The 22,519-nt window shown below is 73.0% G+C and carries 20 protein-coding genes and 1 tRNA gene; 12 read left to right on the top strand and 9 right to left on the bottom strand.

All coding sequences use genetic code 11. The features are described 5' to 3' along the window. Positions 1-187: 187 nt before the first annotated feature. The 5 genes from IH45_RS0104705 (at position 188) to IH45_RS0104685 (ending at position 6,030) form a co-directional block, all read left to right on the top strand. Positions 188-1,012: a class I SAM-dependent methyltransferase gene (locus IH45_RS0104705; protein ID WP_030661768.1), complete on the top strand. Its 825-nt coding sequence runs from the start codon at positions 188-190 to the stop codon at positions 1,010-1,012. 227 nt (positions 1,013-1,239) lie between these two features. After that, positions 1,240-2,337, top strand: coding sequence for an acyl-CoA synthetase family protein (locus IH45_RS0104700; protein WP_078897241.1), 1,098 nt, complete (start codon positions 1,240-1,242; stop codon positions 2,335-2,337). Between the two features lies 1 nt (position 2,338). Beyond that, positions 2,339-3,823, top strand: a complete 1,485-nt coding sequence (locus tag IH45_RS0104695) for an aldehyde dehydrogenase family protein (RefSeq protein ID WP_050514536.1) — start codon at positions 2,339-2,341, stop codon at positions 3,821-3,823. Positions 3,824-4,078: 255 nt separating this feature from the next. After that, positions 4,079-5,113: a DUF1611 domain-containing protein gene (locus IH45_RS0104690; protein ID WP_050514535.1), complete on the top strand. Its 1,035-nt coding sequence runs from the start codon at positions 4,079-4,081 to the stop codon at positions 5,111-5,113. Between the two features lie 65 nt (positions 5,114-5,178). Continuing rightward, positions 5,179-6,030, top strand: coding sequence for an SMP-30/gluconolactonase/LRE family protein (locus IH45_RS0104685; protein WP_030661751.1), 852 nt, complete (start codon positions 5,179-5,181; stop codon positions 6,028-6,030). A 138-nt stretch (positions 6,031-6,168) separates the two neighbouring features. On the opposite strand, the gene IH45_RS0104680 is transcribed toward IH45_RS0104685, so the two are convergent. The 5 genes from IH45_RS0104680 to IH45_RS0104660 form a co-directional block, all read right to left on the bottom strand. Then, entirely contained in the window at positions 6,169-7,380 is a 1,212-nt protein-coding gene (locus IH45_RS0104680; protein WP_030661749.1) for an MAB_1171c family putative transporter, read from the bottom strand. Next, positions 7,377-7,895 carry an ImmA/IrrE family metallo-endopeptidase gene (locus IH45_RS0104675; RefSeq protein WP_032916797.1) on the bottom strand — a complete coding sequence of 173 codons (519 nt, stop codon included), beginning with the start codon at positions 7,893-7,895 and terminating at the stop codon, positions 7,377-7,379. Before IH45_RS0104675 ends, IH45_RS0104680 begins: the two co-directional genes overlap by 4 nt. Before the next feature lie 56 nt (positions 7,896-7,951). After that, the gene (locus IH45_RS0104670) at positions 7,952-8,392 is read right to left on the bottom strand and encodes a helix-turn-helix transcriptional regulator (RefSeq protein WP_030661743.1); all 441 of its coding nucleotides are present in this window, start codon (positions 8,390-8,392) and stop codon (positions 7,952-7,954) included. Between the two features lie 322 nt (positions 8,393-8,714). Further along, complete coding sequence (locus IH45_RS0104665) at positions 8,715-9,653, bottom strand: NAD-dependent epimerase/dehydratase family protein (protein ID WP_030661741.1); 939 nt, start codon at positions 9,651-9,653, stop codon at positions 8,715-8,717. An 89-nt stretch (positions 9,654-9,742) separates the two neighbouring features. Then, positions 9,743-9,827: transfer RNA gene (locus tag IH45_RS0104660), tRNA-Leu, on the bottom strand. Positions 9,828-10,060: 233 nt separating this feature from the next. On the opposite strand from IH45_RS0104660, the gene IH45_RS0104655 reads away from it, so the two are divergent. The 3 genes from IH45_RS0104655 (at position 10,061) to IH45_RS0104645 (ending at position 12,817) form a co-directional block, all read left to right on the top strand. Beyond that, positions 10,061-11,386 (top strand): M20/M25/M40 family metallo-hydrolase, encoded by a 1,326-nt coding sequence (locus tag IH45_RS0104655; protein ID WP_030661739.1) that lies wholly within the window; start codon positions 10,061-10,063, stop codon positions 11,384-11,386. A gap of 188 nt (positions 11,387-11,574) precedes the next feature. Further along, positions 11,575-11,808: a chaplin gene (locus IH45_RS0104650; protein WP_030661737.1), complete on the top strand. Its 234-nt coding sequence runs from the start codon at positions 11,575-11,577 to the stop codon at positions 11,806-11,808. 145 nt (positions 11,809-11,953) lie between these two features. Further along, on the top strand, positions 11,954-12,817 hold the full coding sequence (locus IH45_RS0104645) for a chaplin (RefSeq protein ID WP_030661735.1): 864 nt from the start codon (positions 11,954-11,956) through the stop codon (positions 12,815-12,817). A 329-nt stretch (positions 12,818-13,146) separates the two neighbouring features. Here the strand turns inward: IH45_RS0104645 and IH45_RS0104640 are convergent, their stop codons facing one another. Beyond that, positions 13,147-13,335, bottom strand: a complete 189-nt coding sequence (locus IH45_RS0104640; RefSeq protein ID WP_003986762.1) for a DUF5703 family protein — start codon at positions 13,333-13,335, stop codon at positions 13,147-13,149. Positions 13,336-13,382: 47 nt separating this feature from the next. On the opposite strand from IH45_RS0104640, the gene IH45_RS0104635 reads away from it, so the two are divergent. Next, positions 13,383-14,090: a hypothetical protein gene (locus tag IH45_RS0104635; RefSeq protein WP_030661720.1), complete on the top strand. Its 708-nt coding sequence runs from the start codon at positions 13,383-13,385 to the stop codon at positions 14,088-14,090. Positions 14,091-14,451: 361 nt separating this feature from the next. Here IH45_RS0104635 and IH45_RS0104630 read toward each other — a convergent pair whose 3' ends face one another. Both IH45_RS0104630 and IH45_RS0104625 read right to left on the bottom strand, forming a co-directional pair. Then, complete coding sequence (locus IH45_RS0104630) at positions 14,452-17,070, bottom strand: helix-hairpin-helix domain-containing protein (RefSeq protein WP_050514534.1); 2,619 nt, start codon at positions 17,068-17,070, stop codon at positions 14,452-14,454. Further along, positions 17,067-18,050, bottom strand: coding sequence for an aldo/keto reductase (locus tag IH45_RS0104625; RefSeq protein WP_030661713.1), 984 nt, complete (start codon positions 18,048-18,050; stop codon positions 17,067-17,069). Before IH45_RS0104625 ends, IH45_RS0104630 begins: the two co-directional genes overlap by 4 nt. 267 nt (positions 18,051-18,317) lie before the next feature. On the opposite strand from IH45_RS0104625, the gene IH45_RS0104620 reads away from it, so the two are divergent. Then, positions 18,318-19,373, top strand: a complete 1,056-nt coding sequence (locus IH45_RS0104620) for an LLM class F420-dependent oxidoreductase (RefSeq protein ID WP_030661711.1) — start codon at positions 18,318-18,320, stop codon at positions 19,371-19,373. Positions 19,374-19,661: 288 nt separating this feature from the next. Continuing rightward, positions 19,662-20,450, top strand: a complete 789-nt coding sequence (locus IH45_RS0104615; RefSeq protein WP_030661706.1) for a hypothetical protein — start codon at positions 19,662-19,664, stop codon at positions 20,448-20,450. A gap of 88 nt (positions 20,451-20,538) precedes the next feature. Here the strand turns inward: IH45_RS0104615 and corA are convergent, their stop codons facing one another. Then, on the bottom strand, positions 20,539-21,534 hold the full coding sequence (gene corA / locus IH45_RS0104610; RefSeq protein WP_030661703.1) for a magnesium/cobalt transporter CorA: 996 nt from the start codon (positions 21,532-21,534) through the stop codon (positions 20,539-20,541). A gap of 165 nt (positions 21,535-21,699) precedes the next feature. On the opposite strand from corA, the gene IH45_RS0104605 reads away from it, so the two are divergent. Beyond that, on the top strand, positions 21,700-22,398 hold the full coding sequence (locus tag IH45_RS0104605) for a histidine phosphatase family protein (protein WP_030661700.1): 699 nt from the start codon (positions 21,700-21,702) through the stop codon (positions 22,396-22,398). Positions 22,399-22,519: the final 121 nt, after the last annotated feature.

Here is a 22,519-nt window from a genome sequence, read left to right as displayed (position 1 = left end):
GTATTGGGCATCTGTTCGCGCGCGGCCGGGTAGGGAGGCCGCTGTGACTACTCAGGACAGCGCTCTTCCGGGGGCCGGCGCCCCGGTGACCGGCGCCTCGACGCATGAGTCTCCGACGTATGAACCCTCGACGCATGTGTCCCCGACGCATGAGTCCTCGACGCATGACGCCCCGGCGACCGACGCCATGCTCCGCGCCAATCAGGCGAACTGGGACGCCCGTACCCCGGTGCACGTGGCCAGTGCCTTCTACGGCCTGGACGGCTCGCGTACCGCCGACGACTGGTTCGCCCCGTTCGAGTGGGACGACCTCGGGCCCTTGGCGGGCCGGGACGTCCTGCACCTCCAGTGCCATCTGGGCACCGAGACCCAGGCGTTCGCCGAGCGGGGTGCGGCGCGCACCGTCGGGCTGGACTTCTCCGGCGCGGCCCTGGAGCAGGCGCGACGGCTGGCGGCGGACAGCGGGCGGGAGATCGAATTCGTCCAGGCCGATGTGCACGGGGCGGCCGAAGCCCTGGGCGGCCGTCGCTTCGACGTGGTGTACACGGGGAAGGGCGCGCTCTGCTACCTGCCCGACCTCTCCCGCTGGGCCGAGGTGATCGCCGGGCTGCTGCGGCCGGGCGGCATGCTGTACGTGGTGGAGTTCCACCCGCTGCTCAACTCCCTGGGGCCTGCGCCCGACCCGGACCGCGCGCCGGGCGATGAGCACCTGGTGCTCGCCCACGACTACCTGGCGGGCCGGGGCGCCATCCGCAGCGACACGCCGTACACGTACACCGACGGACCGCCCGTCGAGGGCGCGACGACCAGCTACGAGTGGCGGCACGGCCTCGGGGAGACGGTCGGCGCGCTGGTCGGCGCGGGGCTGACGGTGGATCTGCTGCGCGAGACGGACCTGCTGCCCTGGAAGCGCTTCGAGGCGATGGAGCAGGCGGAGAACGGCTGGTGGCGGCTGCCGCCGGAGCAGCCGCGCATTCCGCTGCTGTTCGCGCTGCGGGCAGTCAAAGCCTGAGGGGCCGGGGCGCACGGCTCCGTGCCGTACGTGGGGCGGGTGCGGGCCGAAGCGGAATGCCCGGGTACGACGGGTGCCGGACCGCGCTCCGCGCGTTCAGCAGCGGGGATACGGTTCCGGCCAGCCCTCGCGCGCTTCAAGCCGGAATGTCCCGGCCCGCATTGCACCGACAAACATCCCATGATCCGGTGGATCGGGCCCACACACCAGCAGAAAGGCGACCCAGCATGCGCGACGTGGATGCCGTACTCGGCACGCCCTGGCACGAACTGCCCTCCGCCGACGCCGTCGTGGCGGCGGCCATGGAGTGGCACTTCGACCCCGCCACCGGCTCCCGGTTCTGGGTGGAGCGCGCCGCCTCGCTGCCCTTCGACCCGCGCAAGGACATCACCACCGTCGCCGACCTGGACCGCTTCCCCGACGTCAGCTCCGAGTGGCGGGAGGTACCGGTCGAGGACCTGCTGCCGGCGGGCCTGCGCGGCCTCGGCCGACCGCCCGCCGTCTGGGAGAGCGGCGGCACCACCGGCCCGCCCAAGCGCACCGTCGACCTCGGCCAGTGGGCCCGCAACACCCGCTGGTGGTCCGAGGTCCTCGACCAGCACGGCTTTCCCTCGCACGACGGCAATCTGCTCTTCCTCGGCCCCACCGGACCGCACGTCGTCGCCGAGGCGGTGCGCGAACTCGCCCGGCTGCGCGGCGCGGTCTTCTTCCCGGTCGACTTCGACCCGCGCTGGGTGCGCCGGTGCCTTCGGGACGGCCACACCGACCTCGCCCGGCACTACGTCGACCACCTCCTCGACCAGGCCGAGCGGGTGCTCGCCTCGCAGCGCGTCTCCCTGCTGTACGCGACGCCGCCCCTCCTGGAGGCGATCGCCGAACGCCCGCGCCTGGCCGGTCTCGTCCGCGACCAGGTGCGCGGGATCCTGTGGGGCGGCACCTCGATGGACCCCGAGACGCTCCGGCTGCTGTCCGCCGAGGTCTTTCCCGGTGCGGTCCTCGGCGGCCTGTACGGCAACACGATGATGGGCGGGGCGCCGCAGCGGCCCGCCGTCCCCGGCGACCCCCATCCATGCGTCTTCCAGCCCTTCCACCCGTACGTGCACCTGTCCCTGCTGGATCCGGACGACCTGTCGCGCGAGGTGGCGTACGGCGAGCGCGGGCGGGTGTGCATGCGCCAGCTGAGCCCGGAGGTGCTGCTGCCGTACGTCCTCGAACGGGACGTCGCGGTGCGGGTCGCGCCGGTGGCGGGCTACGCGGGCGACGGGGTGGCCGACGTGCGGCCCGTCGACGACGGCGGCGCGAAGATCATCGAGGGGGTGTACTGAGATGACGGACGACGCGGCGGCCGCCCCGGACGGCACCGGCTGCGACATCGACGTCGAGCGGCCCGCGGGACCGTACCGCTCCGCCAACCGCACCACCCTCACCGACGTCACCGGCCGCCCGGTCGGTGAACTCTCCCTCGCGCCGCCCCTGCTGATCCGCCAGGTGATCAACGAGATGCGCGCCGCGCCCGAACAGGCGGCGGACGAACGCCTCGCGGCCCTCGCGCGGGCGGGGGAGCTGTTCGCGACGGCGACCCTGGACGGCGAGACCCCCGACACGTACTGCCGCCGCCAGGCGCTGGTCTCCGGGCTGCCCGTCTCCGTCGCCCGCCGCACCCTCGGCCGGGTGGCGCAAGCCGGACGGGCCGCGGCGGACACCCTGTCCGCGCAGCGCCCCAGGGGGGCCGTACCGCTCGGGGATCTGCCCTTCGGCGAACCGCCCGCCGCGGGGCGGACGAGCGCCGGTGCGGCGGTGGTGTGGGTACGCAAGGGAGATGTCCTCGGCGTCCTCGCGCCCGGCAACCACCCGGCCACTCATGTGGAGTGGCTGGGCGCCCTCGCCCTCGGGTACCGGGTGGCCGTACGCCCCTCCCAGCGCGACCCGTTCACCCCGCGGCGGCTCGTCCGGGCCTTGCGCGAGGCCGGCCTCGCGCCCGGGTACGCGTCGCTGCTGCCGACCACCCACGAACACGCGGAGGCCATCGTGGACGGGGCCGACCTCGGCCTGGTCTACGGCGGTGATTCCGTCGTCACCCGCTACGCCGACAGCAGGCGGGTGCTCGCGCAGGGCCCCGGCCGCTCCAAGGTCCTGATCACCCGGGACGTGCCCTGGCGGTCCCACCTGGACACCATCGCCGACTCGGTCGCCGCCGACGCCGGTGTGCAGTGCCTCAACGCCAGCGCCGTCCTGTGCGAGGACGACGCGCCGGGCCTCGCACACGCCCTGGCCGAACGGCTCGCCCGCCTCCCGCTGCTCCCGCCCGGCCACACCGACGCGGTCCTGCCCGTACGGCCGTTGGACGAGGCCCGGCGCCTCGCGGAGCAGCTGCACGAGTCCGTCGGCCCGCTGTACGAGACCGTCGGCCCGCGCCTGGCGGCCGGATCGGACGCTGACCCCGCTGAACGGTTCCTCGCCGACCTGGGCGACGGCAGCGCCGCCCTGCGGCCGGTCGTCGTCCCGCTCGACAGCGCGCGGGACCCGCGGTTCGGCATCGAACTGCCCTTTCCGTACGCGGCCGTGGCGCCCTGGGAACCGGAGCTGCGCCCCGCCGCGTTCGGCCGGACCCTGGCCCTCACGGTGCTGAGCGAGGACGCGGACCTGGTACGCGAGTGCGTCGCGAGCCCGCTGATCCGCAACACCCACTGGGGCGCCGTGCCCACCCACTGGTCCCGCCCCGGACTGCCGCACGACGGGGCACTGGCCGAGTTCCTGATGGAGTCCAAGACCTTCGCCGGGGAAACGGCGCTCCGTGGGCCGGTGATGTGACGCGCCGTTACGAATAGGCGGCGGCGGTACGGAACGGGTGCACCGGTGCCGTACCGCTGTATCCCCGTACCGCTGTACCCCCGTACCGCCGCCGTGGGAACTCCGCGTGAACTCCGCGGGAAAGCGGACCGACCCCGTTTGCCGGACACCAACCCGCTTTCGTACAGGCTCCCTTCGGCATTCCGCGAAAGAGTTCCGGTGGGTAGGGTTCCGGGTATGCTCCTATCCGGGTTTCCGCGGCTTCCGCTTCGTTCCGTGCTCTTCGCCGACGGGGTTTTCGGCCTTCTCGAAGGCAAGACGGCACAGGGGGTGCTGCGGCACAGCACCGTCCTCGAAGCCGTGGCGGTCGTCGACCGCCTGCACACCTCCGGCAGCACCGCGTCCGTGGTGCCCGGCACCGACGTCCCGGTCGTCTCCTCGCTGGAGGAGGCCCTGCGGTTCCGGCCGGAAGCGCTGGTCATCGCGATGACCGAGTCCGACCACGTCGAGGTGGTGGACGGCGAGGTGCAGCACGCGCCGCGGCAGCCCGGAGACCTCCCGGAATTCTGGTGGGAGCAGATCGCCACCGCCGTACGCAACGGCCTGCACGTCATTTCCTGCCTCCACCTCCAGCTGCGGCACACGGAATTCGCCGATAAGACGGCGGACGGCCAGCAGCTGATCGATGTCCGCCGCCCGTACGACGAGTTGCCAAAGTATTCCGGCCGTCTCCGGCGATCCCGCGCCAAACTCGTGCACGTGGCGGGCAGCGACTGTGTCGTGGGAAAGCGGACCGTCGCCCTCCAATTGCACCGGGAGGCACAGGCGCGCGGTATCGACTCCGGATACGTCGGCACCGGCCAGACCTGCCTGCTGGCCGGCTGCACGGAAGGCGCGATCATCGACCGTACCCCCGTCTTCCAGGCGGCCGGGCTCGTCGAGCACCTGGTGCAGCGCGCCGACCCCCGGCACGACCTGCTGATCATCAAGGGGCAGGCGTCCGTGCTGCACCCGGCCTTCGGCGGCCTGGCCACCGCGATCCTCCAGGGCTCACAGCCCGACGCCGTGGTCTTCGTGCACGACCCGCGCCGCTCCCGGCGCTACCACTGGGAGCACCTGCCCGTGCACGACCCGCGCAGCGAGATCCGCATCGTGGAGGAGCTGGGCGGCGCCCCGGTCGTCGCCGTGGCCACCCGCGGCCGTGAGAACGTGGAGAGCCTGCGCTCCCTGGGCCTGCCGGTCGTCGACGTGCTCGACGGGGACGGTACGGCGGTGCTGATGGACGCACTCGGACCCGTACTGACCGGATGAACCGGACCGCTCCCGGGCCGGGTCCGGGAGCGGCGCCCGGCCCGTGATCCCCGTTCCCGAGGAGAATGTGCACCGTGAATGTTGAAGTCGCCCTCGCTGTACGGGCGCACTTTGCCGAATGCCCGACCTGGGACGCCTCCGACGGCACGCTGTTGTGGGTGGACATGAACAACGGCGGGATCCACCGCTACCGCCCCGCCGACGGCGCCGATACCGTCACCGAGGTCGACCAGCCGGTGGCGGCGGCGCTGCCCCGGGCGGGCGGCGGCCTCGTCCTGAGCCTGCGCGACGGCGTGGCGGTCACCGGCCCGGACGGGACCCGCCGCTGGCTGACCGAGTGGTCGCAGCAGGGCGTACGCGGCAACGACGCGAGCACCGACGGCCGCGGCCGCCTGTGGGTGGGCACCATCGCCGGCGAGACCGCGCCCGGCTGGCTGGCGCGCGTCGACGCCGACGGCACGGCGCACACTGCGGCCACCGGCGTACGGCTCAGCAACGGCATCACCTGGAGCCCGGACGCGACCCGCATGTACTACGTCGACACCCCGACCCGCCGCATCGACGTCTTCGACTACGACCTCGACACCGGGAAGGCCGCCAACCGCCGGGTGTTCGCCGAGATCACCGGCACCGACGGCGCGCCGGACGGCATGTGCGCCGACACCGACGGCGGTGTGTGGGTGGCGCTCTTCCGCGGGGGAGCCGTCCGCCGCTACGCCCCGGACGGCCGCCTGGACCGCGAGATCACCTTCCCCGCCTCGCTGACCACCGCCTGCGCTTTCGGCGGCCCGGACCTGACCGACCTCTACGTGACTTCGGCCCGCCGCGACCTGGGCGACGCCGAGCCGGAGGCGGGCAATCTGTTCGTGGTGCCCGGGGTGGGGCAGGGGCTGCCGGGGGTGGCGTTCGCCGGGTAGGCGGCGGATGCCTGGCGCACGGGCCGGGACGGCGACTGCCCGGCCCGTACCCGTACTCACTGGCCGTACGGTGATCGCCCGGCCCGTACCCGTACGGTCACTGGCCGTACGGCGATCGCCAGGCCCGTCCCCGTACGGTCACCGCCCGGCCGATGCCACCGCGGGCCGGACCCGGGCGAACGCGCGGGACACCTCGACCAGCCACGCCACGTCGGCGGAGAAGTCCGGACCGCCCGCCGCGGCAGGCGCCGGCACCCCGTCCGGGCCCGACGGCCCTTCCACGCCGGCCGGATCGTCCGCCTCGGGGCCCGGCGGCCGTGGCCCGGCCGCGAGCGCCGCCGCGATGTGCGCCGCCTCCACCTCGGCGTGCCGCACCGCCGCGGCCCCCTGCCCCGGCATCAGCACCGCGCCCGGATCGCCGTGGTGCCCGCGCAGCGCCAGACAGCCGTCCCGGATCTCGATCACCCGGCGGTGCAGGTGGAAACGCAGGTCGTACAGGGCCGACAGGTCGCTGCCGGTGCTGGACGGCAGCAGGATCTCCGGATGCGCCTGGTGCAGCGCCTGCCACAGCGGGCGCAGCAGCCGGTAACTGCGGTAGTCGGCCAGCCAGCTGCGGGCGGCGGAGACCCGCGGTCCCCACAGCGGGGCGGTCCAGCCGACGATGTTGAGGACCATGCCGATGGTGAGCGTCGTACGGGACACGTCGGACCAGCGCATCGGGTTCCAGCCGTACTGCGCGAGGAAGACATCGGCGTACCGCCCGGCCGGGTAGACCAGCTCGATGACCGCGCCGGCCGCCGCGATGCGCAGCCCGCGGCGCACCCAGCGGTGGTCGGTGAGCTTGGCGAAGTGCCAGCAGGCGCGCGCCACCAGGACCTTGCCGACCACGAACGCGGTGAGATAGGCGGCCTGGTAGGCGACGAAGAACGGCTGGTCGCCGGGGTGCGTGAAGATGTTGCGGGGCGGCCCCTGGAGGGTCGCCAGGAAGAACAGCACCACCATCGTCACCGGCACCGCCGCGAGGAGCAGCAGCCGCCGCCGGGCCCGCACGCGCGCCTCGGCCCGGGGATGTATCCAGTGGATGAGGAGGATCTGCTGACAGGCCAGCACCGCGATGATCCACAGCTGGACCGAGACGTTGTACCAGGTGATGGTGCCGAACAGGGTGCCCGTCCAGCGCACCGGGGTGGACATGGACAGGTACATGCCCTGGCAGCCGAACGAGGCGCACAGCGCGATCAGCCCCGCGTTGCGGCGGTGCCCGCGCAGCAGCGGTACGAGGGTGTAGGCGAACGCGATCCAGCAGGCGAGCGCGGCGATCGGGTACCGGATGTGGGTGATGCCGCTCATGAACCGTCCTCGCGGCGCCAGTTCAGCGATCCGTGGATCCGGCCCAGCACGCTGTTGGGGTCCGGCGCGTCGGCGCGCCCGCGCGTGCCGGCCCGCAGCCGCTCCCCGAGGAGAAAGGCCATGACCTCGGCTTCCTGTTCCTGGGCATCCGAGTAGTTCTCGCGGTACAGCAGGTCCTGTACGAGGGACGGGTCGAGGTCCGGGAAGAGCTGGGTGCCGGAGTCGTCCCCGGGTACGCCCACGCCGTGGTGGCCGCAGATCATATGGGCCAGTTCGTGGGCGATGATGTGCTCCTGGTGGTGCCGGCTGGTCTGCGCCTCGTAGACGACGTAGTCCGTACCCGGGAAGGACAGCCACAGCCCGCACGGTCCCGAGGTGCCCATCGGCATGGCCACCAGGTGGATCTCCCGGTTTCGCACCCGGGCCAGGTGGTCGCACAGCAGCGGAAGGTCGTAGGCGGGCGGGAGCCCGTACGAGGCCAGCTTTTCCCGGCACTGCCGGCGCAGGGCCTTCATCCCGGAAGAAGACCCTCTGCCGTGGCGGTCACGCCAGGGGAAAGGCATCCGGAGCACTACTCCTCGCTGTCGACCGGCTCGTTCGGCTGCCGGCCGCGCGCCGCGGCCGTGGTGGCGTGCATCTTGCTGACCTCGCGGATGATGCGGGCCAGGGACTTGCGGCCGGAGTCGTCCATGCTCATGGCGCGCAGCGCGATGTCACGGACCTCGGCGTTGCCCATCGCCGAGGCGAGGGCGAGCTGGGAGTCGACGCGGCCGGCGGTGTCGTCGTCGAAGAAGTACGCCACCGGCACCCGGAAGAACGCCGCGAGGGCCTCCAGATGGCGCTTGGTGGGGTTGGTGCGCTGACCGGTGCGCAGCTGCCAGACGTACGTCTTGGAGAACGTACCGCCGCTCAACTCGCTGCATCCGCGCGCGACTTCCTCGTACGTGTACTCGCGGCCGTTCGCGCGGATCGTGGTGAACAGCTTGTCGACCTTCCCGGCCAGTGACGACATCGGGGCTCCTTCTCATGCGCCGGGGTGAGCTGCCTCGGAGTGCCAACTCATCCTAGTTGACAGGACCCTGACTTGCACTTAACGTCGGGATCGCGTTAGCGGAGATGAACAGAGTAGTTTCCATGTCCACTCACGCGGACGACGGGGGTGTCCGCATGAGGGAGAGCTCGTCGCGGCGGCGGCCGGTCGCCACGGTCGCACGGCGCCGGCGCGATGAGCCGCGGAGGGCATGGGGCCGCCGCGCGCTCCTTTCGTGCGGCTGTCGTTCTCCGGCTGCCCGCTTCCGCCCTCTTCCCTGTTGTCCTCGTCGAACGCGCTCGGCTCATGCGCGGGCCAGGCGCGCCCGCCACCAGTCCACGGTCGCCGCCAGCTGGTGATCGAGCGGTGTCGCGTCCGCGCCGAACGCCTCGCGGTACGCGGACGAGTCCATGACGAACGGCCGGTCGAACTGGTAACGGACCTCCCTCAGCTCCCGCAGCAGCGGTGAGACGAGCGACGCCGCGCGCAGCACCGCCGACGGCAGCCGCCGTACCGGAACCGGCCGTACCCGCGCCTGTTCCGCGAGCCTGCCGGCCATCTCCCGGGTGGACAGCGGCGGCACGGTCGGTACGTGCCAGGCGCGGCCCCAGGCGCCCTCCCGCTCCGCGGCCTCGACCAGCGTCCTCGCCACGTCGGGCAGGTAGGTCCAGCTGTGCGGCGCGTCCGGGTCGCCGAGGACGGAGACCGGCTTGCCCTCCAGGATGCGCGGGACGACCCGGGAGGCCAGATGGCCACCGTCGGTCACACCCGGACCGAAGAAGTCCGACGCGCGCACCTCGACCACCCGAATACGGCCCTTTTCGTGCAGGGCGAGCGCCTGCTCCCAGATGTCGGCCCGGATCCGTCCCTTCGGCCCCGTCGCGGCCGGCGGCAGGTCTTCGGTCAGCTTGCCCTGGACCGGGCCGTATCCGTAGAGATTGCCCAGCAGGGCGAGGACCGCACCGGTCTGCTCGGCGGCGTGCCGGACGGAAGCGGCGAGCGGCGGCCAGTCGCGCGTCCAGCGGTGGTACGGAGGCGAGGCGCAGTTGTAGATCGCGGTCGCGCCCCGCGCGGCCTCCGCCAGCTGTTCCGGCACCGCCGCGTCCAGCGCGACATGCTCGATCCCCGGCTCGGCGGGCCGGCCCGACCGCGTGACGACCCGCACGGAACGCCCTTTTCCGGCCAGCAACCGGGCCGTTGCCGCCCCCGCGGGGCCGAAACCTATGACGAGATGAACATCCATGCGCGAAGGCTAGCGGCGCAAGGGGAGGTCGGAGGTGCGGGCCGGTGGAAATGCAGAAGACCCCAGATGAACTGGGGTCTTCTGCGTTGTGTCCGAGGGGGGACTTGAACCCCCACGCCCGATAAAGGGCACTAGCACCTCAAGCTAGCGCGTCTGCCATTCCGCCACCCGGACCAGGTGTCTGTCGCTCCGGCCCTCGGCCGTTCCGACATGGAAAACAATAGCAAACGTTCAGGGGTGGTCGATCACGGCCGGTCCGCGGCGGGGGCGCGCCTGTGACCAGGGGATGTCGGGAGTATTGCGGCCTTGGGCGCAGCGCCGCCGAGGGGGAGGATGGCGGTGGACCCCCGCCGCGGTCCGGGCCCCCTTCGGGAGGACGGCGCGGCCGTGAACCATGAGGAGGCAGTGTGAGCGAGTCGCAGCCGGCCCGTACGGTCACCGGCGAGGACGAGGTCGTCGACCTGTGCCGGGACCTGATCAGGATCGATACGAGCAACTACGGCGACCACTCCGGGCCGGGTGAGCGGGCCGCCGCCGAGTACGTGGCGGAGAAGCTCGCCGAGGTCGGGCTGGAGCCGCAGATCATCGAGTCGCACAAGGGCCGCGCCTCCACCGTGGCCCGCATCGAGGGGGCGGACCCGTCGCGGCCCGCGCTGCTCATCCACGGCCACACCGACGTGGTGCCCGCCAACGCGGCGGACTGGACCCACCACCCCTTCTCCGGGGAGATCGCGGACGGGTGCGTGTGGGGCCGCGGCGCGGTCGACATGAAGGACATGGACGCGATGACGCTCGCGGTCGTCCGCGACCGGCTGCGCTCCGGCCGCAAGCCGCCGCGGGACATCGTGCTGGCCTTCCTCGCCGACGAGGAGGCCGGCGGCGTCTACGGCGCCCGCCACCTCGTCGACAAGCACCCCGGGCTCTTCGAGGGGGTGACGGAGGCCATCGGCGAGGTCGGCGGCTTCTCCTTCACCGTCAACGAGAACCTGCGGCTCTACTTGATCGAGACGGCCCAGAAGGGCATGCACTGGATGCGGCTCACCGTGGACGGCACCGCCGGTCACGGCTCGATGACCAACAGCGACAACGCGATCACCGAGCTGTGCGAGGCGGTCGGGCGGCTCGGGCGGCACAAGTTCCCGGTGCGCGTGACCAAGACCGTACGGTCGTTCCTGGACGAGCTGTCGGACGCCCTGGGCACCGAGCTGGACCCGGAGGACATGGAGGAGACCCTCGCCAAGCTGGGCGGCATCGCCAAGATCATCGGTGCCACGCTGCAGAACACCGCCGCGCCGACCCAACTGGGCGCCGGTTACAAGGTCAACGTCATCCCGGGCCAGGCGACCGCGGCCGTCGACGGCCGGTTCCTGCCCGGCCACGAGGAGGAATTCCTCGCCGATCTGGACCGGATTCTCGGTCCGCGGGTCAAGCGCGAGGACATTCATGCCGACAAGGCACTGGAGACCGGTTTCGACGGCCCCCTGGTGGCGGCCATGCAGTCGGCGCTGAAGGCCGAGGACCCGATCGCCCGGGCCGTTCCGTACATGCTTTCCGGCGGTACGGACGCGAAGTCGTTCGACGACCTCGGAATCCGGTGCTTCGGTTTCGCGCCGCTGAAGCTGCCGCCGGAGCTGGACTTCGCCGGAATGTTCCACGGCGTGGACGAGCGGGTACCGGTGGACGGACTGAAGTTCGGGACGCGCGTGCTCGACCGGTTCATCGAGCAGAGCTGAGGCGAAATCCCGTGCCGGCGCACGGGACTTCCGCTGCCCGGCCTCGCACGCGGACCGGACAATCGCCCAGGCGTGCGTATTTAGCCGGAACGAGTGAATGCCGTCATAGGCTCGTAGCTTCATCACCTTCTCCTCGTTGCAGAGGGTGCGGTCCGCGGCTGGGACCGCATTGCCAACAAGGAGGAATAATGATCAAGAAGGTCGTCGCCGCCGCGGCTGCCACCGGTGGTCTGGTGCTCGCCGGCGCGGGCATCGCCGTCGCCGACGCGGGGACGCAGGGCGCCGCCCTGAACTCCCCGGGCGTCATTTCGGGCAACGCCGTCCAGGTCCCGATCCACGTGCCGATCAACCTGTGCGGCAACACGATTGACATCATCGGGCTGCTGAACCCTGCCTTTGGCAACACCTGCGTCAACGACTGACGCGGTGCCTGAAACCGTAAGGCTGTAATCCCGGTCGGCTCCGGAGTGCGCGCCATGCACTCCGGAGCCGACGGTTGTTCCGGCACGCGGACGCCAGGCGTTCCGCGGGTCATTCGGCAGGTCAAAGGCAGGGGAGAGCGAACCTATGCGACAGGTCGGGAAAAAGGGCCTGATCACGATGGCGGCAGCGAGCGGCGTACTGGCCGTCGCGAGCGGCTACGCGCACGCGGATTCCGGTGCGCAGGGGAATGCGGCGCATTCCCCGGGGGTGTTGGCCGGAAACGCCGGTCAAATCCCCGTGGACATCCCGGTACAAGCCTGCGGCAATTCCGCCAACGTCGTCGGGCTGCTGAATCCCGCCATGGGAAACGGGTGCGGGACCGACGGCGGCGCGCACGGCGGCCGGGGTCACGGCAGCAGGGGGCAGGGGGGTTCCGGCGCGCAGGGCTCGGCGCAGTCCTCGCCGGGCGTCGCCTCGGGCAACAACGTACAGGCGCCGATCCACGCGCCGGTCAACGCCTGCGGGAATTCCGTCGACGTCGTCGGGCTCGGCAACCCCGTCAACGCCAACGGCTGCACCGACAACGGCGGCAGCACCGGCGACGGCACCGGAACCGGCACCGACCACCCGGCGCCCCACCACCCGGGCCCGCAGGGCCCGCGGCCGTCCGGCGGCGGCCCCGTCACCCCGGCCGAGGACCGCGCGGGCGAGCCGGCGACTCCGTCGCAAGGGCAGGCGCCGCACACGACGGACACGGCGGGCGCCGAGCAGGTACGGGGCCCGCGGGCCCAGATGGAGGAGACGGCGCCGCATACGCAGATCGTCACCCCGCCCAAGCAGGACAAGGGCGGAGAAGCGGGACAGGACAAGGACGGGGAAGCGGGAGAGGAAGCGGGCAATCTCGCCCAGACCGGGGCAGGTGCGCTCGGTGTGGCACTGCCGGCGAGCGCGGGTCTGCTGATCGGCGGCGCGGTGCTCTACCGCCGCGCGCGTTCCGCACGCCGCTGACGGGCCGGCGGGCGCGGGGCCCGACAGCCCCGCGCGCGCACGGCATATGGCATATGACGGCCGGACCGGCCACCGGCGGACCGTACGGGTCCGGATCGGTCACGCGGACCGTACGGGTCCGGGCCGGTTACGCGGACCGTACGGGTCCAGGCCGGTCACACGCACCGTACGGGCTGCGGCCGCCGGTCATCCGGCCGCCCCGGCCCCGGCGTCCGGCCGGTACGACAGAGCGGGCCCCGCGTCGGCGGGGCCCGCTCCGCCGTGTCCGGGCGAGGGGCGCGGGCGCGGCGGTCACCTCGGACGGCGCGTGCCGCGGCGGCCGTGGCCGCTCACCAGGTCGCGCGGATCTGGCGGATGATCCGGCGGCGCAGCCGCACGCGGCGGCTGCCGTCGGGATTGAGGCGCAGGCGGTCCAACTCCCAGTGTCCGTACTCGGCATGATCGGTCAGCAGGCGTGTGGCGGCCTTGCGGGAGACCCCTCGCGGCACATACACATCGCAGAATTCGTATTCCGGCATCGCATCTATTGTGCGGGACCGGCCCCGGTACGGATAGCGTCTGCACTATGTCTGATGCTGCGCAGCCTTCCGCTGCCGAGGTACGTGCCGCCGCCGAGGCGGTCAAAGCCGCGCTGGACCGTCACCTCGACGCGGTCGAACACCGCTCGGGCCAGGACGACCCCGCCGTCTACGCCGCGTTCGACGAACTCGCCGCGGCGGCTGAGGCGTACGACGAGCTGCTGTACGACACCTATGACGAGGTCACTCCCTTCGAGATCCCCGGGAACGACACGCTGCCCGCCTACGCGGGGCCGGAGGAACCCAGCGCGCTGAGCGTGCTGATCCGGCGCGACTACGCGGTGGCCGAACCGCAGCGGCTGCTGTCGCAGGCCCAGCGGATCGCCGACCTCGACCCCGAATCGGCCGCCGACGCCGCGGCGGAGGCCAGGGCGGTCAACGGTGGTACGGGGTCGGTGGCCGGCGTGGTCGGCAGCAGCGTGCACGCGGCGCTGGGCGTGCTCTTCGGGGAGTTCGAACCGGACGAGATCGCCACCCGGCACAAGGAGTTCGGCCTGGAGGAGGGCGACTCCACGCTGTGGGTGGTCGCCGCCGACGAGATGCCCGAGCCCGGGGAATGGCTCTCCGCCCCGTTCGACCAGACCGACCCGCAGCGGGTGGTGTGCCGCTTCGACGTCAGCTCCGTCTTCGACGAGGACCTGGAAGCCGACGCGGATGACGACGAGGTGCTGGAGAGGCTCGACGGGGAGAGGTGACCCGACGGGGAGAGGCGAGGGGGAGCGGGCAGCGGAGCCGGGCTGGAGCGTTCGTGGCCGGGGCCGGGGGCGGTCTTCGGTCGTTTCCCGGGTGGTCTTTGGCCGGTTTCGGGATCGTTGAGGCCGGCCGTGGCGGGGTGGTTACGGGGGCTGGGGCGGTGGGGCCGGGCGGCGCGTGTCCGTGTGGTGGCGCCGCCTGGGTTGGTTCGTACGGGCGGGTGTTGACCGTTCCGTACGGAGGGGCGGTCGGTGCCGTACGGGCGGGTGTTGACCGGTCCCGTACGGACGCCTCGCTCGGTGCCGTACGGGACGGAGGGTGACCGGCCCGTACGGACACGCCGCCCGGCTCCGTGCCGGATGATCAGCCGGCCAGGGCGTCCGCCGTGGCCTGGACGGTGTGCAGCTGGAGCAGAGTGCGCAGACGGGTGGTGCGTTCCTTCGCCGGGATCTCGGCGACCGCGCGCGGCAGTGCCTGGTCCACGCCCTGCACGACCGACAGATGGCGCTCGGCGCGGCCGAAGGCCGTGTAGACCCAGGCGCGGGTGAGGCCCTTGGCGGCGTCGCCCGGCAGGACCACCACGGCGGCCGGCCAGCGTGCGCCGACCGCCTGGTGGGCGGTGATCGCCCAGCCGTGCCGGACCGTGTCCGCGCCGACCCGTTCGCGCGGCACGACCACGGGGGCACCGGCGCACTCCAGGTGCAGACCGGCCGCGTCGGCGCCGGTGACCGTGCCGGGGACCGTACGGCCCGGGGCGGGGGAGTAGGCGACGCGGTCGCCGGGGTCGAAGCCGCCGAACCGGCCGGGGCCGGGGTTCAGCCGCTCCTTGAGGGCCGCGTTCAGCGCGCGGGTGCCCGCGGCGCCGCCGTGGCCGACGGTGATGACCTGCGTCTGCTCGGCGGGCACGCCGATCGCGCGGGGCACCGAGTCGGCGACGAGCTGCACCGTACGGTGCACCGCCTCGCCCGGGTCGCGGGCCGGGACGATCACCACCTCCTTGCCGGGCGCCTCGACCTGGGTCAGCTCGCCGATGCCGATGCCGGAGACCAGCTCGCCCACCGGGCCGAAGTCGGGGGTGCGGGAGGCGACCTGGGGGCAGCAGCGGGCGGCGAGGACGTCGGCGAAGAGCCGCCCGGGGCCCGCCGACCACAGCACGCCAGGGTCGCCGCTGAGCACCAGCCGGGTGCCGTCGGTCAGCGACTCGACGAGCATCGCGGCGGTTTCCAGGTCCAGCTGGGGCGCGTCCAGGACGACCAGCAGGTCGAGCGCGAGCGCGCCGTCCGCGTCCCGGCCGGGGCCTTCGCGGCCGGCCAGCAGGCCCGAGAGGGTGACGGCGGCCTTGGCGGCGTCGTCGGGGGTGCCCGTCGCCGCCAGGTCCGCGTACGCCTCGGTGGCCTCGGTGATGTGGCGGGACAGCCGGGCGCGGCCGTCGGCCGTGTGCGTGGCGCCGCAGGCGCGCAGACCGAGGGCGCGGGCCGCGGCGATCAGCGCGGCGGGCTCGGCACGGGCGGCCTCGGCGCCGGTGTGCGCGACCAGGCCGCTGCGGGCCGCGGCTCGGATCAGCTCGGCGGCGGAGGGGGAGGGGGCGGCCGTCGCGGCGGCTTCCCACTGGGCCGGGCGCGGCTGCCGGACGGTCCGTACGAGGGAGTCGGCGTCCGGCTCCGGCGCGGCGGCGCCGGGGCGTTCCCCGCCTTCCCCGTCCCCGGCGCTGCCCTCGCCGCCTTCATTGCCTTCGGAAGCGTCGTCCACGTCTTCGTCCACGTCGCCATCCACGTCGGAGGGCTCTTCGAAGGTGTTGAGCAGCCGGGCCAGGCCGTCCGCGACGCTCTCCTCGGCCATGGCGAACCGGTCGAGCCCGAGCAGGATGCGCACCGGCTGTTCTTCGTCCTCGTCGGCCGCCGACGGGCGCGCCCCGGGCGTCTCGACGGCGTCCTGGAAGACCAGCGCGGTCCCCTCGGCGATGGCCGTCTGCAGGGCTTCGTCCGGGTCCGGTACGGAGCGCTGGGCGAGCGCGTCGCGTAGCGCGGACGCCTCCAGTGCGGAGTGCCCGGCCAGGGCGGCCTGCTCCAGCAGCCAGCCGACCAGGGCCTGTCCGCGCCGCTCGTCGCCCGGCCCGCAGGCCGCCCCGAGCAGCGCCCGCGCGAAGCCGTCGGCCTGCTCGGGGCGGACGCCCGGCACGGAGAGCAGCTGCCAGGGGTCCTCGCGCAGCGCTTCCGCCGCGCGGTCGCCGAGCGTTTCGGCGGTCTTCCCGGCCAGCGCCTCGGGGGCGCCGCCCGCCGCCAGCACCTGTCGTACGCCGCCGAGCCCGGGGGCCAGGTCGGCCGTCGCGGCCGGGTGCGCGGCGGCGTGCTCCGCGGGGGCGGGGTGGCCGGGACCGTCGCCGTTCGGGGCCGGGTGGGTGTGGCCTTGGGCAGCGCCCTGGCCAATACCCTGAGCGCCGTCCTGAAGACCATCAGGAGCGCCGCTCTGAGCATTGCTCCGGGCGGGCCGGGCCGCGGTCGCGCCCTCCGGCGCGGGGCCTGCCGGTCGGCCCGCCGGTCCGCCCTGACCGGCGCGTTCCGGGGAGCCGGTCGTCGGAGCCGGGACGCCGCCGTTCTTACGGGCGCCCGCTGCCGCCCCCGTACCGCCCGCCCGAGGAGAGCGCGCGGTGAAGAACGAGTCCGCCGACCGCTCACCGCTCTCCACGGCCCGCACCGCCGCCGCCAGCGCCGCGGCGCTCGGCACACCGCCCCGCTCGGCGGCACCCGCCCCACCGGCGGCACCGGCACCCGTGCCGCTCGCACCCGGGCCCGTACCACCCGCGCCCGCGTCCGTACCGCCTGCCCCAGCAGCATCCGCACCAGCAGCATCCGCACCAGCAGCATCCGCACCAGCAGCATCCGCCCCGGAAGCGCCCGCCGCGGCGGTCTCCCCCTCGGTGGTCTCCGGGCCGGGCGCGGTGGGCTCGGGCGCGGCCTCGTCGGAGAGGCGGTCGGTACTCACAGCGTGCTCCAGTCGTGATCGGGGTAGTGGTGCACCGGGGCCGAGATGTCGTCCAGGGCCCGGCAGATCTCGTCAGGAAGACTAAGGGTCTCCACTGACAATGCCGCTCTGAGCTGCTGCGCCGTGCGAGCGCCGACGACCGGGGCGGCGACTCCGGGGCGGTCGCGCACCCACGCGAGAGCCACTTGCAGCGCGGTGACGGCGAGGCCGTCGGCGGCCGTGGTGACCGCCTCGACGATCCGGCTCGCCGTGTCGTCCAGATACGGGGCGACGAACGGCGCGAGCTGTTCCGAGGCGCCGCGGGAGTCGGCGGGGGTGGCGTGGCGGTACTTGCCGGTGAGCACCCCGCGCCCCAGCGGCGACGAGGGCAGCAGGCCGACGCCCAGGTCACGCGCCGCGGGCAGCAGCTCCCGTTCGATGCCGCGCTGGAGGAGGGAGTACTCCATCTGGGTGCCGGCCAGGCGCGTCCGTATGGTCGGCGCGGACAGCTGCCAGGTCGCTGCCTTGGCCAGCTGCCAGCCGGAGAAGTTCGAGACGCCCACATAGCGCGCGCGGCCGGTGGCCACGGCGATGTCGAGCGCCTGGAGGGTCTCCTCCAGCGGAGTGTGCGGGTCGAAGGCGTGCAGCTGCCACAGATCGACGTAGTCCGTGCCGAGACGTTCCAGCGAGGCGTCCAGCGCGTCCAGCAGGTGGCGGCGGGAGCCGTCGACGCGGCGGTCCGCGTCCAGGACGCTGCCCGCCTTCGTCGCGATCACCAGGTCCCGGCGCGGCACCAGCTGCTCGCAGAGGCGGCCGAGGAGATACTCGGCGCCGCCGTCCGCGTACACGTCCGCCGTGTCCACGAGGGTGCCGCCGGCCTCCCAGAACGCCTTGAGCTGTTCGGCGGCGTCGTGCTCGTCGGTGTCCCGGGCCCAGGTCAGTGTGCCGAGGCCGAGACGGGACACGCGCAGGCCCGTACGGCCGAGGTGCCTTTGCTCCATGAACCTTGAGATTACTGGCCCGTCGGCCGGGTCAGGGGACCCTGTGGACAACCCTCGCCGGTGTGCCGCCGGGCCTGTGGACAACCCGGTGTCCAGGGGCGCCGCCCGGCTCGTGCCCGGCCCGGCGGCCCGCTGCGCCGTCGGCACTCGGAGGCCCCGGCGGCCCGCCGCGCCGCACCCCTGTGACCCATCGGCCGGTGACGCCCGGCGCCACCCCGCGCTAGAGTCCCCGGAACACCGACGTTACTGATCAGTAAGGGGAGCGCGATGAAGCTCGGGATCAACCTCGGCTACTGGGGCGCCGGGATGGACGCGGACAATCTGGCCGTGGCGCAGGAGGCGGACCGGCTCGGCTACGCGGTCTGCTGGGCCGCCGAGGCGTACGGCTCCGACGCGCCCACCGTGCTGTCCTGGGTCGCCGCCCAGACCGAGCGCATCGACGTCGGCTCGGCGATCTTCCAGATCCCGGCGCGGACGCCCGCCATGACCGCGATGACCGCCGCCACCCTCGACTCCCTGTCCGGCGGCCGTTTCCGCCTGGGCCTGGGCGTCTCCGGGCCGCAGGTCTCCGAGGGCTGGTACGGCGTGAAGTTCGACAAGCCGCTGGCCCGGACCCGCGAGTACGTGGAGATCGTCCGTAAGGCGATGACGCGCGAGCGGCTGTCCTACGAGGGACAGCACTGGACGCTGCCGCTGCCCGGCGGCCCCGGCAAGCCGCTGAAGCTGACCGTGCACCCGCAGCGCTCCCACATCCCGCTCTACATCGCGGCGATCGGTCCCAAGAACCTCACCCAGACCGGCGAGATCGCCGACGGCGCACTGCTGATCTTCCCCTCCGCCGACCACCTGGAGGAGACGGCCGTCGCACACATCCGGGCGGGCCGGGAGAAGGCCGGCAAGACGCTGGAGGGCTTCGACGTCTGTCCGACGCTGCCGCTGGCCGTCGGCGCCGACAAGGACGTCAGCGCGCTCGCCGACACCTTCCGCCCGTACACCGCGCTCTACGTGGGCGGCATGGGCAGCCGCAAGCAGAACTTCTACAACCAGCTCGCGCGGCGCATGGGCTACGAGAAGGAGGCCACCGAGATCCAGGACAAGTACCTGGCCGGCGACAAGGAGGGCGCGGCGGCGGCCATCCCGCACCAGCTGATCGACCAGACCACGCTGCTGGGGTCCGTCGAGCGCATCGCGGACCGGATGCAGGCCTACGCGGCGGCCGGGGTGACCACGCTGACGCTGGCGCCCGCGGGCTTCACGCTGGAGGAGCGGATCGCCTCGCTGCGGGCGGGCACCGAGGCGCTGGAGCGCGCGGGGCTGGCGTGAAGCGGAGCTGACGCGACGAGCGAGGCGGCGGGCCCGGGCCCGTACCGGGGCCGGGCAAGCCCGCGGCCGTGGTGGGGGCTCGGGGGTCTTCCCCGCCACGGCCGTCATCCCGCACAACGCCGGCACGGCCCGCGTGGTTACGCGACGGCGTCCCGTACCGCCGCCGGTCCGTCTTACGGCCGCCCCGCGGGTCACTCGAACGGACGAGATGGCCGACGCATCGGTTGCCACCTCCCACGTACCGCTCTTTACTCTTCTTTTGCGGATGTGGCGTACCGGAGGTGCCCGATGCTCTCGGCGCGAAGCGTGTTCCAGGAGATATTCGACCACGACGAGTCCTACCGGCTCTTCTGCTCCATCGCGGCCAGCGGCGAGACGCAGGGCGGCTGGGAGAACGGCCGGATCGCCGCGCTGATGCCCACCTCCCTGCGCGCCCTGGCCCCCAAGGTCGCCCGGCACGGCGCCGACGAGGACAAGCACGGCCGCCTCTTCAACGCCCTGCTGCGCAAGCGCGGCCTGGACCCGGCGCCGGTCCCCGGGGCCACCGACTACACCGTCCTCCTGGAGCGCCGGGGCATCGGCCTGGCCCACGACAAGCTGCGCCGCGACGAGCCGCTGACCGAGCGGGACATCGTCGTCTACCTCGCGCACAGCCGGGTCACCGAGCAGCGCGCCGCCGAGCAGATGGACCTGCTGAAGAAGCATTTCGGCGACCACCCGGAGATCGGCAAGGCGGTCCGGATGATCGCGCAGGACGAGGAGAACCACCTCGCCTACTGCCACGAGGAACTGCTGCGCCTGGTGGAGCAGGGCCACGGCCCGGTGATCCGGCGCACGCTGCGCGACTGCGCGCGTGTCGAGATCGAGGTCTACCGGGACGTCGGCCTGGCCGTGATGGCCCACATGGGCCGCATCCTGGGCTGGTCGCGGGCCAAGTCCGCGGTCCTCGCCGCCGGCATCCGCGCGGTGTACGCGTACGAGCGGCTCGGCGGCCGGCGCAGGATGGTCACGCTGCGGCCCCCGGAGCGGCGGGACGCGCTGGGCGGCCCGGCCACCGCGGCGACGGAGTTCGTCTGAGGCGTACGGGCGGGCACGGCCCGGTGCGGCGCACGGGTGCGCGCGGCCCGGGCGGGGGCGGCTCGCGCGCCCCCTTGCGCGCCGTCGCTCACAGCCAGCCGCGGCGCTTGAACGTCCGGTACAGCAACAGCTCGATGACCACCATCAGCAGCAGGATGCCGTAGTAGCCCCAGGACCACTTCAGCTCCGGCATGTGCTCGAAGTTCATGCCGTACACACCGGCGATCAGCGTCGGCACGGCCGCCAGCGCCGCCCAGGCGGAGATCTTGCGCATGTCGTCGTTCTGGCGCACGCCCATCTGTGCCAGATGGGCGCTGAGGATGTCCGACAGCAGCCGGTCCAGGCCCTCGACGGACTCGTTGGCGCGGGTGAGGTGGTCGCCGACGTCCCGGAAGAACGGGCGGGCCTCGTCGTGCACGAAGGGCACCCCGGGGTTCTGCAGCCGCAGCATCGGCTCCACCAGCGGGTTGGCGGCCCGCCGGAACTCCAGCACCTCGCGCTTGAACGCGTAGATCGCCGCCGCCGTGTTGTTGCTGTCCCCGCCGCGGGACGGGGCGAACACCTCCGCCTCCAACTCCTCCAGATCCACCTGGAGTTCCGCGGCCACCTCGATGTAGTGGTCGACGACCGCGTCGCCGACCGCGTACAGCACCGCGGTGGGGCCGTGCCGCAGGACGTCCGGCTCGTGCTCCAGGCGGCGGCGCACCGCGGCGAGCGGGCTGGCCTCGCCGTGCCGGACGGTGACCACGAAGGAGTCGCCGAGGAAGATCATCAGCTCGCTGGCGGAGATGGCGCCCGCCGCGTCGTCGTACGCGATCGGTTTGAGCACCATGAACAGCGAGTCGTCGTACACCTCCAGCTTGGGCCGCTGGTGGGCCTTGAGCGCGTCCTCCACGGCGAGCGGGTGCAGCCCGAACTCGCTGCTGACGCGGTCGAACTCCTCCTGCGTGGGCTCGTGGAGCCCGAGCCACAGGAAGGAGTGCCCTTCGGCGCGCGCCGCATCGAGGGCGTCGGAGAAGTCCCTCGGCCCTTCGGTGCGGCGGCCGTCCTGGTAGATGGCGCAGTCGACGATCACACTGGGCATTGTCACCCGCCCTCCCGGACCATGCCAGGATCGCAGGGCACAGCGGGGGCGCGCGGGTATACGGGTACGGGGTCCGGAAGCCGGCCCGTAAGGCTGCGGGCCTCGGTGCCGCCGCCTTGTGACCTGCGTCCGGTGCCGCCTTCCCGAGAACGTAGGCTGGCTGCCATGCCCACGCTGATCCTCGTACGGCACGGCCGCTCCACCGCCAACACCTCCGGCCTGCTCGCCGGGCGGACGCCCGGAGTGGCCCTCGACGAGCGCGGCGCCGCCCAGGCCGCGGCACTCCCCGGCCGTCTGGCGGACCTGCCGCTCGCCGCCGCCGTGAGCAGCCCGCTGCAACGCTGCCTGGAGACCCTGCAACCCCTTCTCGACGCCCGCCCCGGCCTGCCGCTGCACACCGAGGACCGCATCACCGAATGCGACTACGGCGACTGGTCGGGCCGCAAGCTGGCCGAGCTGAACGACGAGCCGCTGATGGAGGTCGTCCAGCAGCACCCGTCCGCCGCCGCCTTCCCCGGCGGCGAGTCGATGCGCGGCATGCAGGCGCGCGCCGTGGACGCGGTCCGCGACTGGAACGCCCGGATCGAGGCCGCGCACGGCCCCGAGGCCGTCTACGCGATGTGCTCGCACGGCGACATCATCAAGTCCCTGGTCGCCGACGCCCTGGGACTGCACTTCGACCTGTTCCAGCGGATCTCGGTCGAACCCTGTTCGCTGACCGCGATCCGCTACACGCGGCTGCGCCCGTATGTCGTACGCCTCGGTGACACCGGTGACTTCGGCACCCTGGCGCCGAGGGAGGACGGCAGCTCCGCGGCGGACGACCGGGACGCGGCCGTCGGCGGCGGCGCGGGCGGACCGTGATCAGCGGGCGCAGTAGGGTGGTGCGACGACGCTGCCGGCCACACCTTCTGCGCACCGCACCCGTACGCATCACCCACAGGAACCGCAGCGACCACCACCTTGCAGTCGAGCAAACGGAGCA

It is taken from the genome of Streptomyces rimosus subsp. rimosus (assembly GCF_000720725.1).
Taxonomy (GTDB): Bacteria; Actinomycetota; Actinomycetes; order Streptomycetales; family Streptomycetaceae; genus Streptomyces; species Streptomyces rimosus_A.
This window is presented reverse-complemented; position numbering and strand designations above follow the sequence as displayed.

What these genes read in the sequence shown, in the direction of transcription:
- IH45_RS0104675 (WP_032916797.1), bottom strand. Translation starts at nt 7,895, where the DNA reads ATGAAGGCCCTGCGCCGGCAGTGCCGGGAAAAGCTGGCCTCGTACGGG.
- IH45_RS0104665 (WP_030661741.1), bottom strand. Translation starts at nt 9,653, where the DNA reads ATGGATGTTCATCTCGTCATAGGTTTCGGCCCCGCGGGGGCGGCAACG.
- IH45_RS0104645 (WP_030661735.1), top strand. Translation starts at nt 11,954, where the DNA reads ATGCGACAGGTCGGGAAAAAGGGCCTGATCACGATGGCGGCAGCGAGC.
- IH45_RS0104705 (WP_030661768.1), top strand. Translation starts at nt 188, where the DNA reads ATGCTCCGCGCCAATCAGGCGAACTGGGACGCCCGTACCCCGGTGCAC.
- IH45_RS0104620 (WP_030661711.1), top strand. Translation starts at nt 18,318, where the DNA reads ATGAAGCTCGGGATCAACCTCGGCTACTGGGGCGCCGGGATGGACGCG.
- IH45_RS0104625 (WP_030661713.1), bottom strand. Translation starts at nt 18,050, where the DNA reads ATGGAGCAAAGGCACCTCGGCCGTACGGGCCTGCGCGTGTCCCGTCTC.
- IH45_RS0104680 (WP_030661749.1), bottom strand. Translation starts at nt 7,380, where the DNA reads ATGAGCGGCATCACCCACATCCGGTACCCGATCGCCGCGCTCGCCTGC.
- IH45_RS0104640 (WP_003986762.1), bottom strand. Translation starts at nt 13,335, where the DNA reads ATGCCGGAATACGAATTCTGCGATGTGTATGTGCCGCGAGGGGTCTCC.
- IH45_RS0104605 (WP_030661700.1), top strand. Translation starts at nt 21,700, where the DNA reads ATGCCCACGCTGATCCTCGTACGGCACGGCCGCTCCACCGCCAACACC.
- IH45_RS0104650 (WP_030661737.1), top strand. Translation starts at nt 11,575, where the DNA reads ATGATCAAGAAGGTCGTCGCCGCCGCGGCTGCCACCGGTGGTCTGGTG.
- IH45_RS0104700 (WP_078897241.1), top strand. Translation starts at nt 1,240, where the DNA reads ATGCGCGACGTGGATGCCGTACTCGGCACGCCCTGGCACGAACTGCCC.
- IH45_RS0104615 (WP_030661706.1), top strand. Translation starts at nt 19,662, where the DNA reads ATGCTCTCGGCGCGAAGCGTGTTCCAGGAGATATTCGACCACGACGAG.
- IH45_RS0104685 (WP_030661751.1), top strand. Translation starts at nt 5,179, where the DNA reads ATGTGCACCGTGAATGTTGAAGTCGCCCTCGCTGTACGGGCGCACTTT.
- corA (WP_030661703.1), bottom strand. Translation starts at nt 21,534, where the DNA reads ATGCCCAGTGTGATCGTCGACTGCGCCATCTACCAGGACGGCCGCCGC.
- IH45_RS0104670 (WP_030661743.1), bottom strand. Translation starts at nt 8,392, where the DNA reads ATGTCGTCACTGGCCGGGAAGGTCGACAAGCTGTTCACCACGATCCGC.
- IH45_RS0104635 (WP_030661720.1), top strand. Translation starts at nt 13,383, where the DNA reads ATGTCTGATGCTGCGCAGCCTTCCGCTGCCGAGGTACGTGCCGCCGCC.
- IH45_RS0104695 (WP_050514536.1), top strand. Translation starts at nt 2,339, where the DNA reads ATGACGGACGACGCGGCGGCCGCCCCGGACGGCACCGGCTGCGACATC.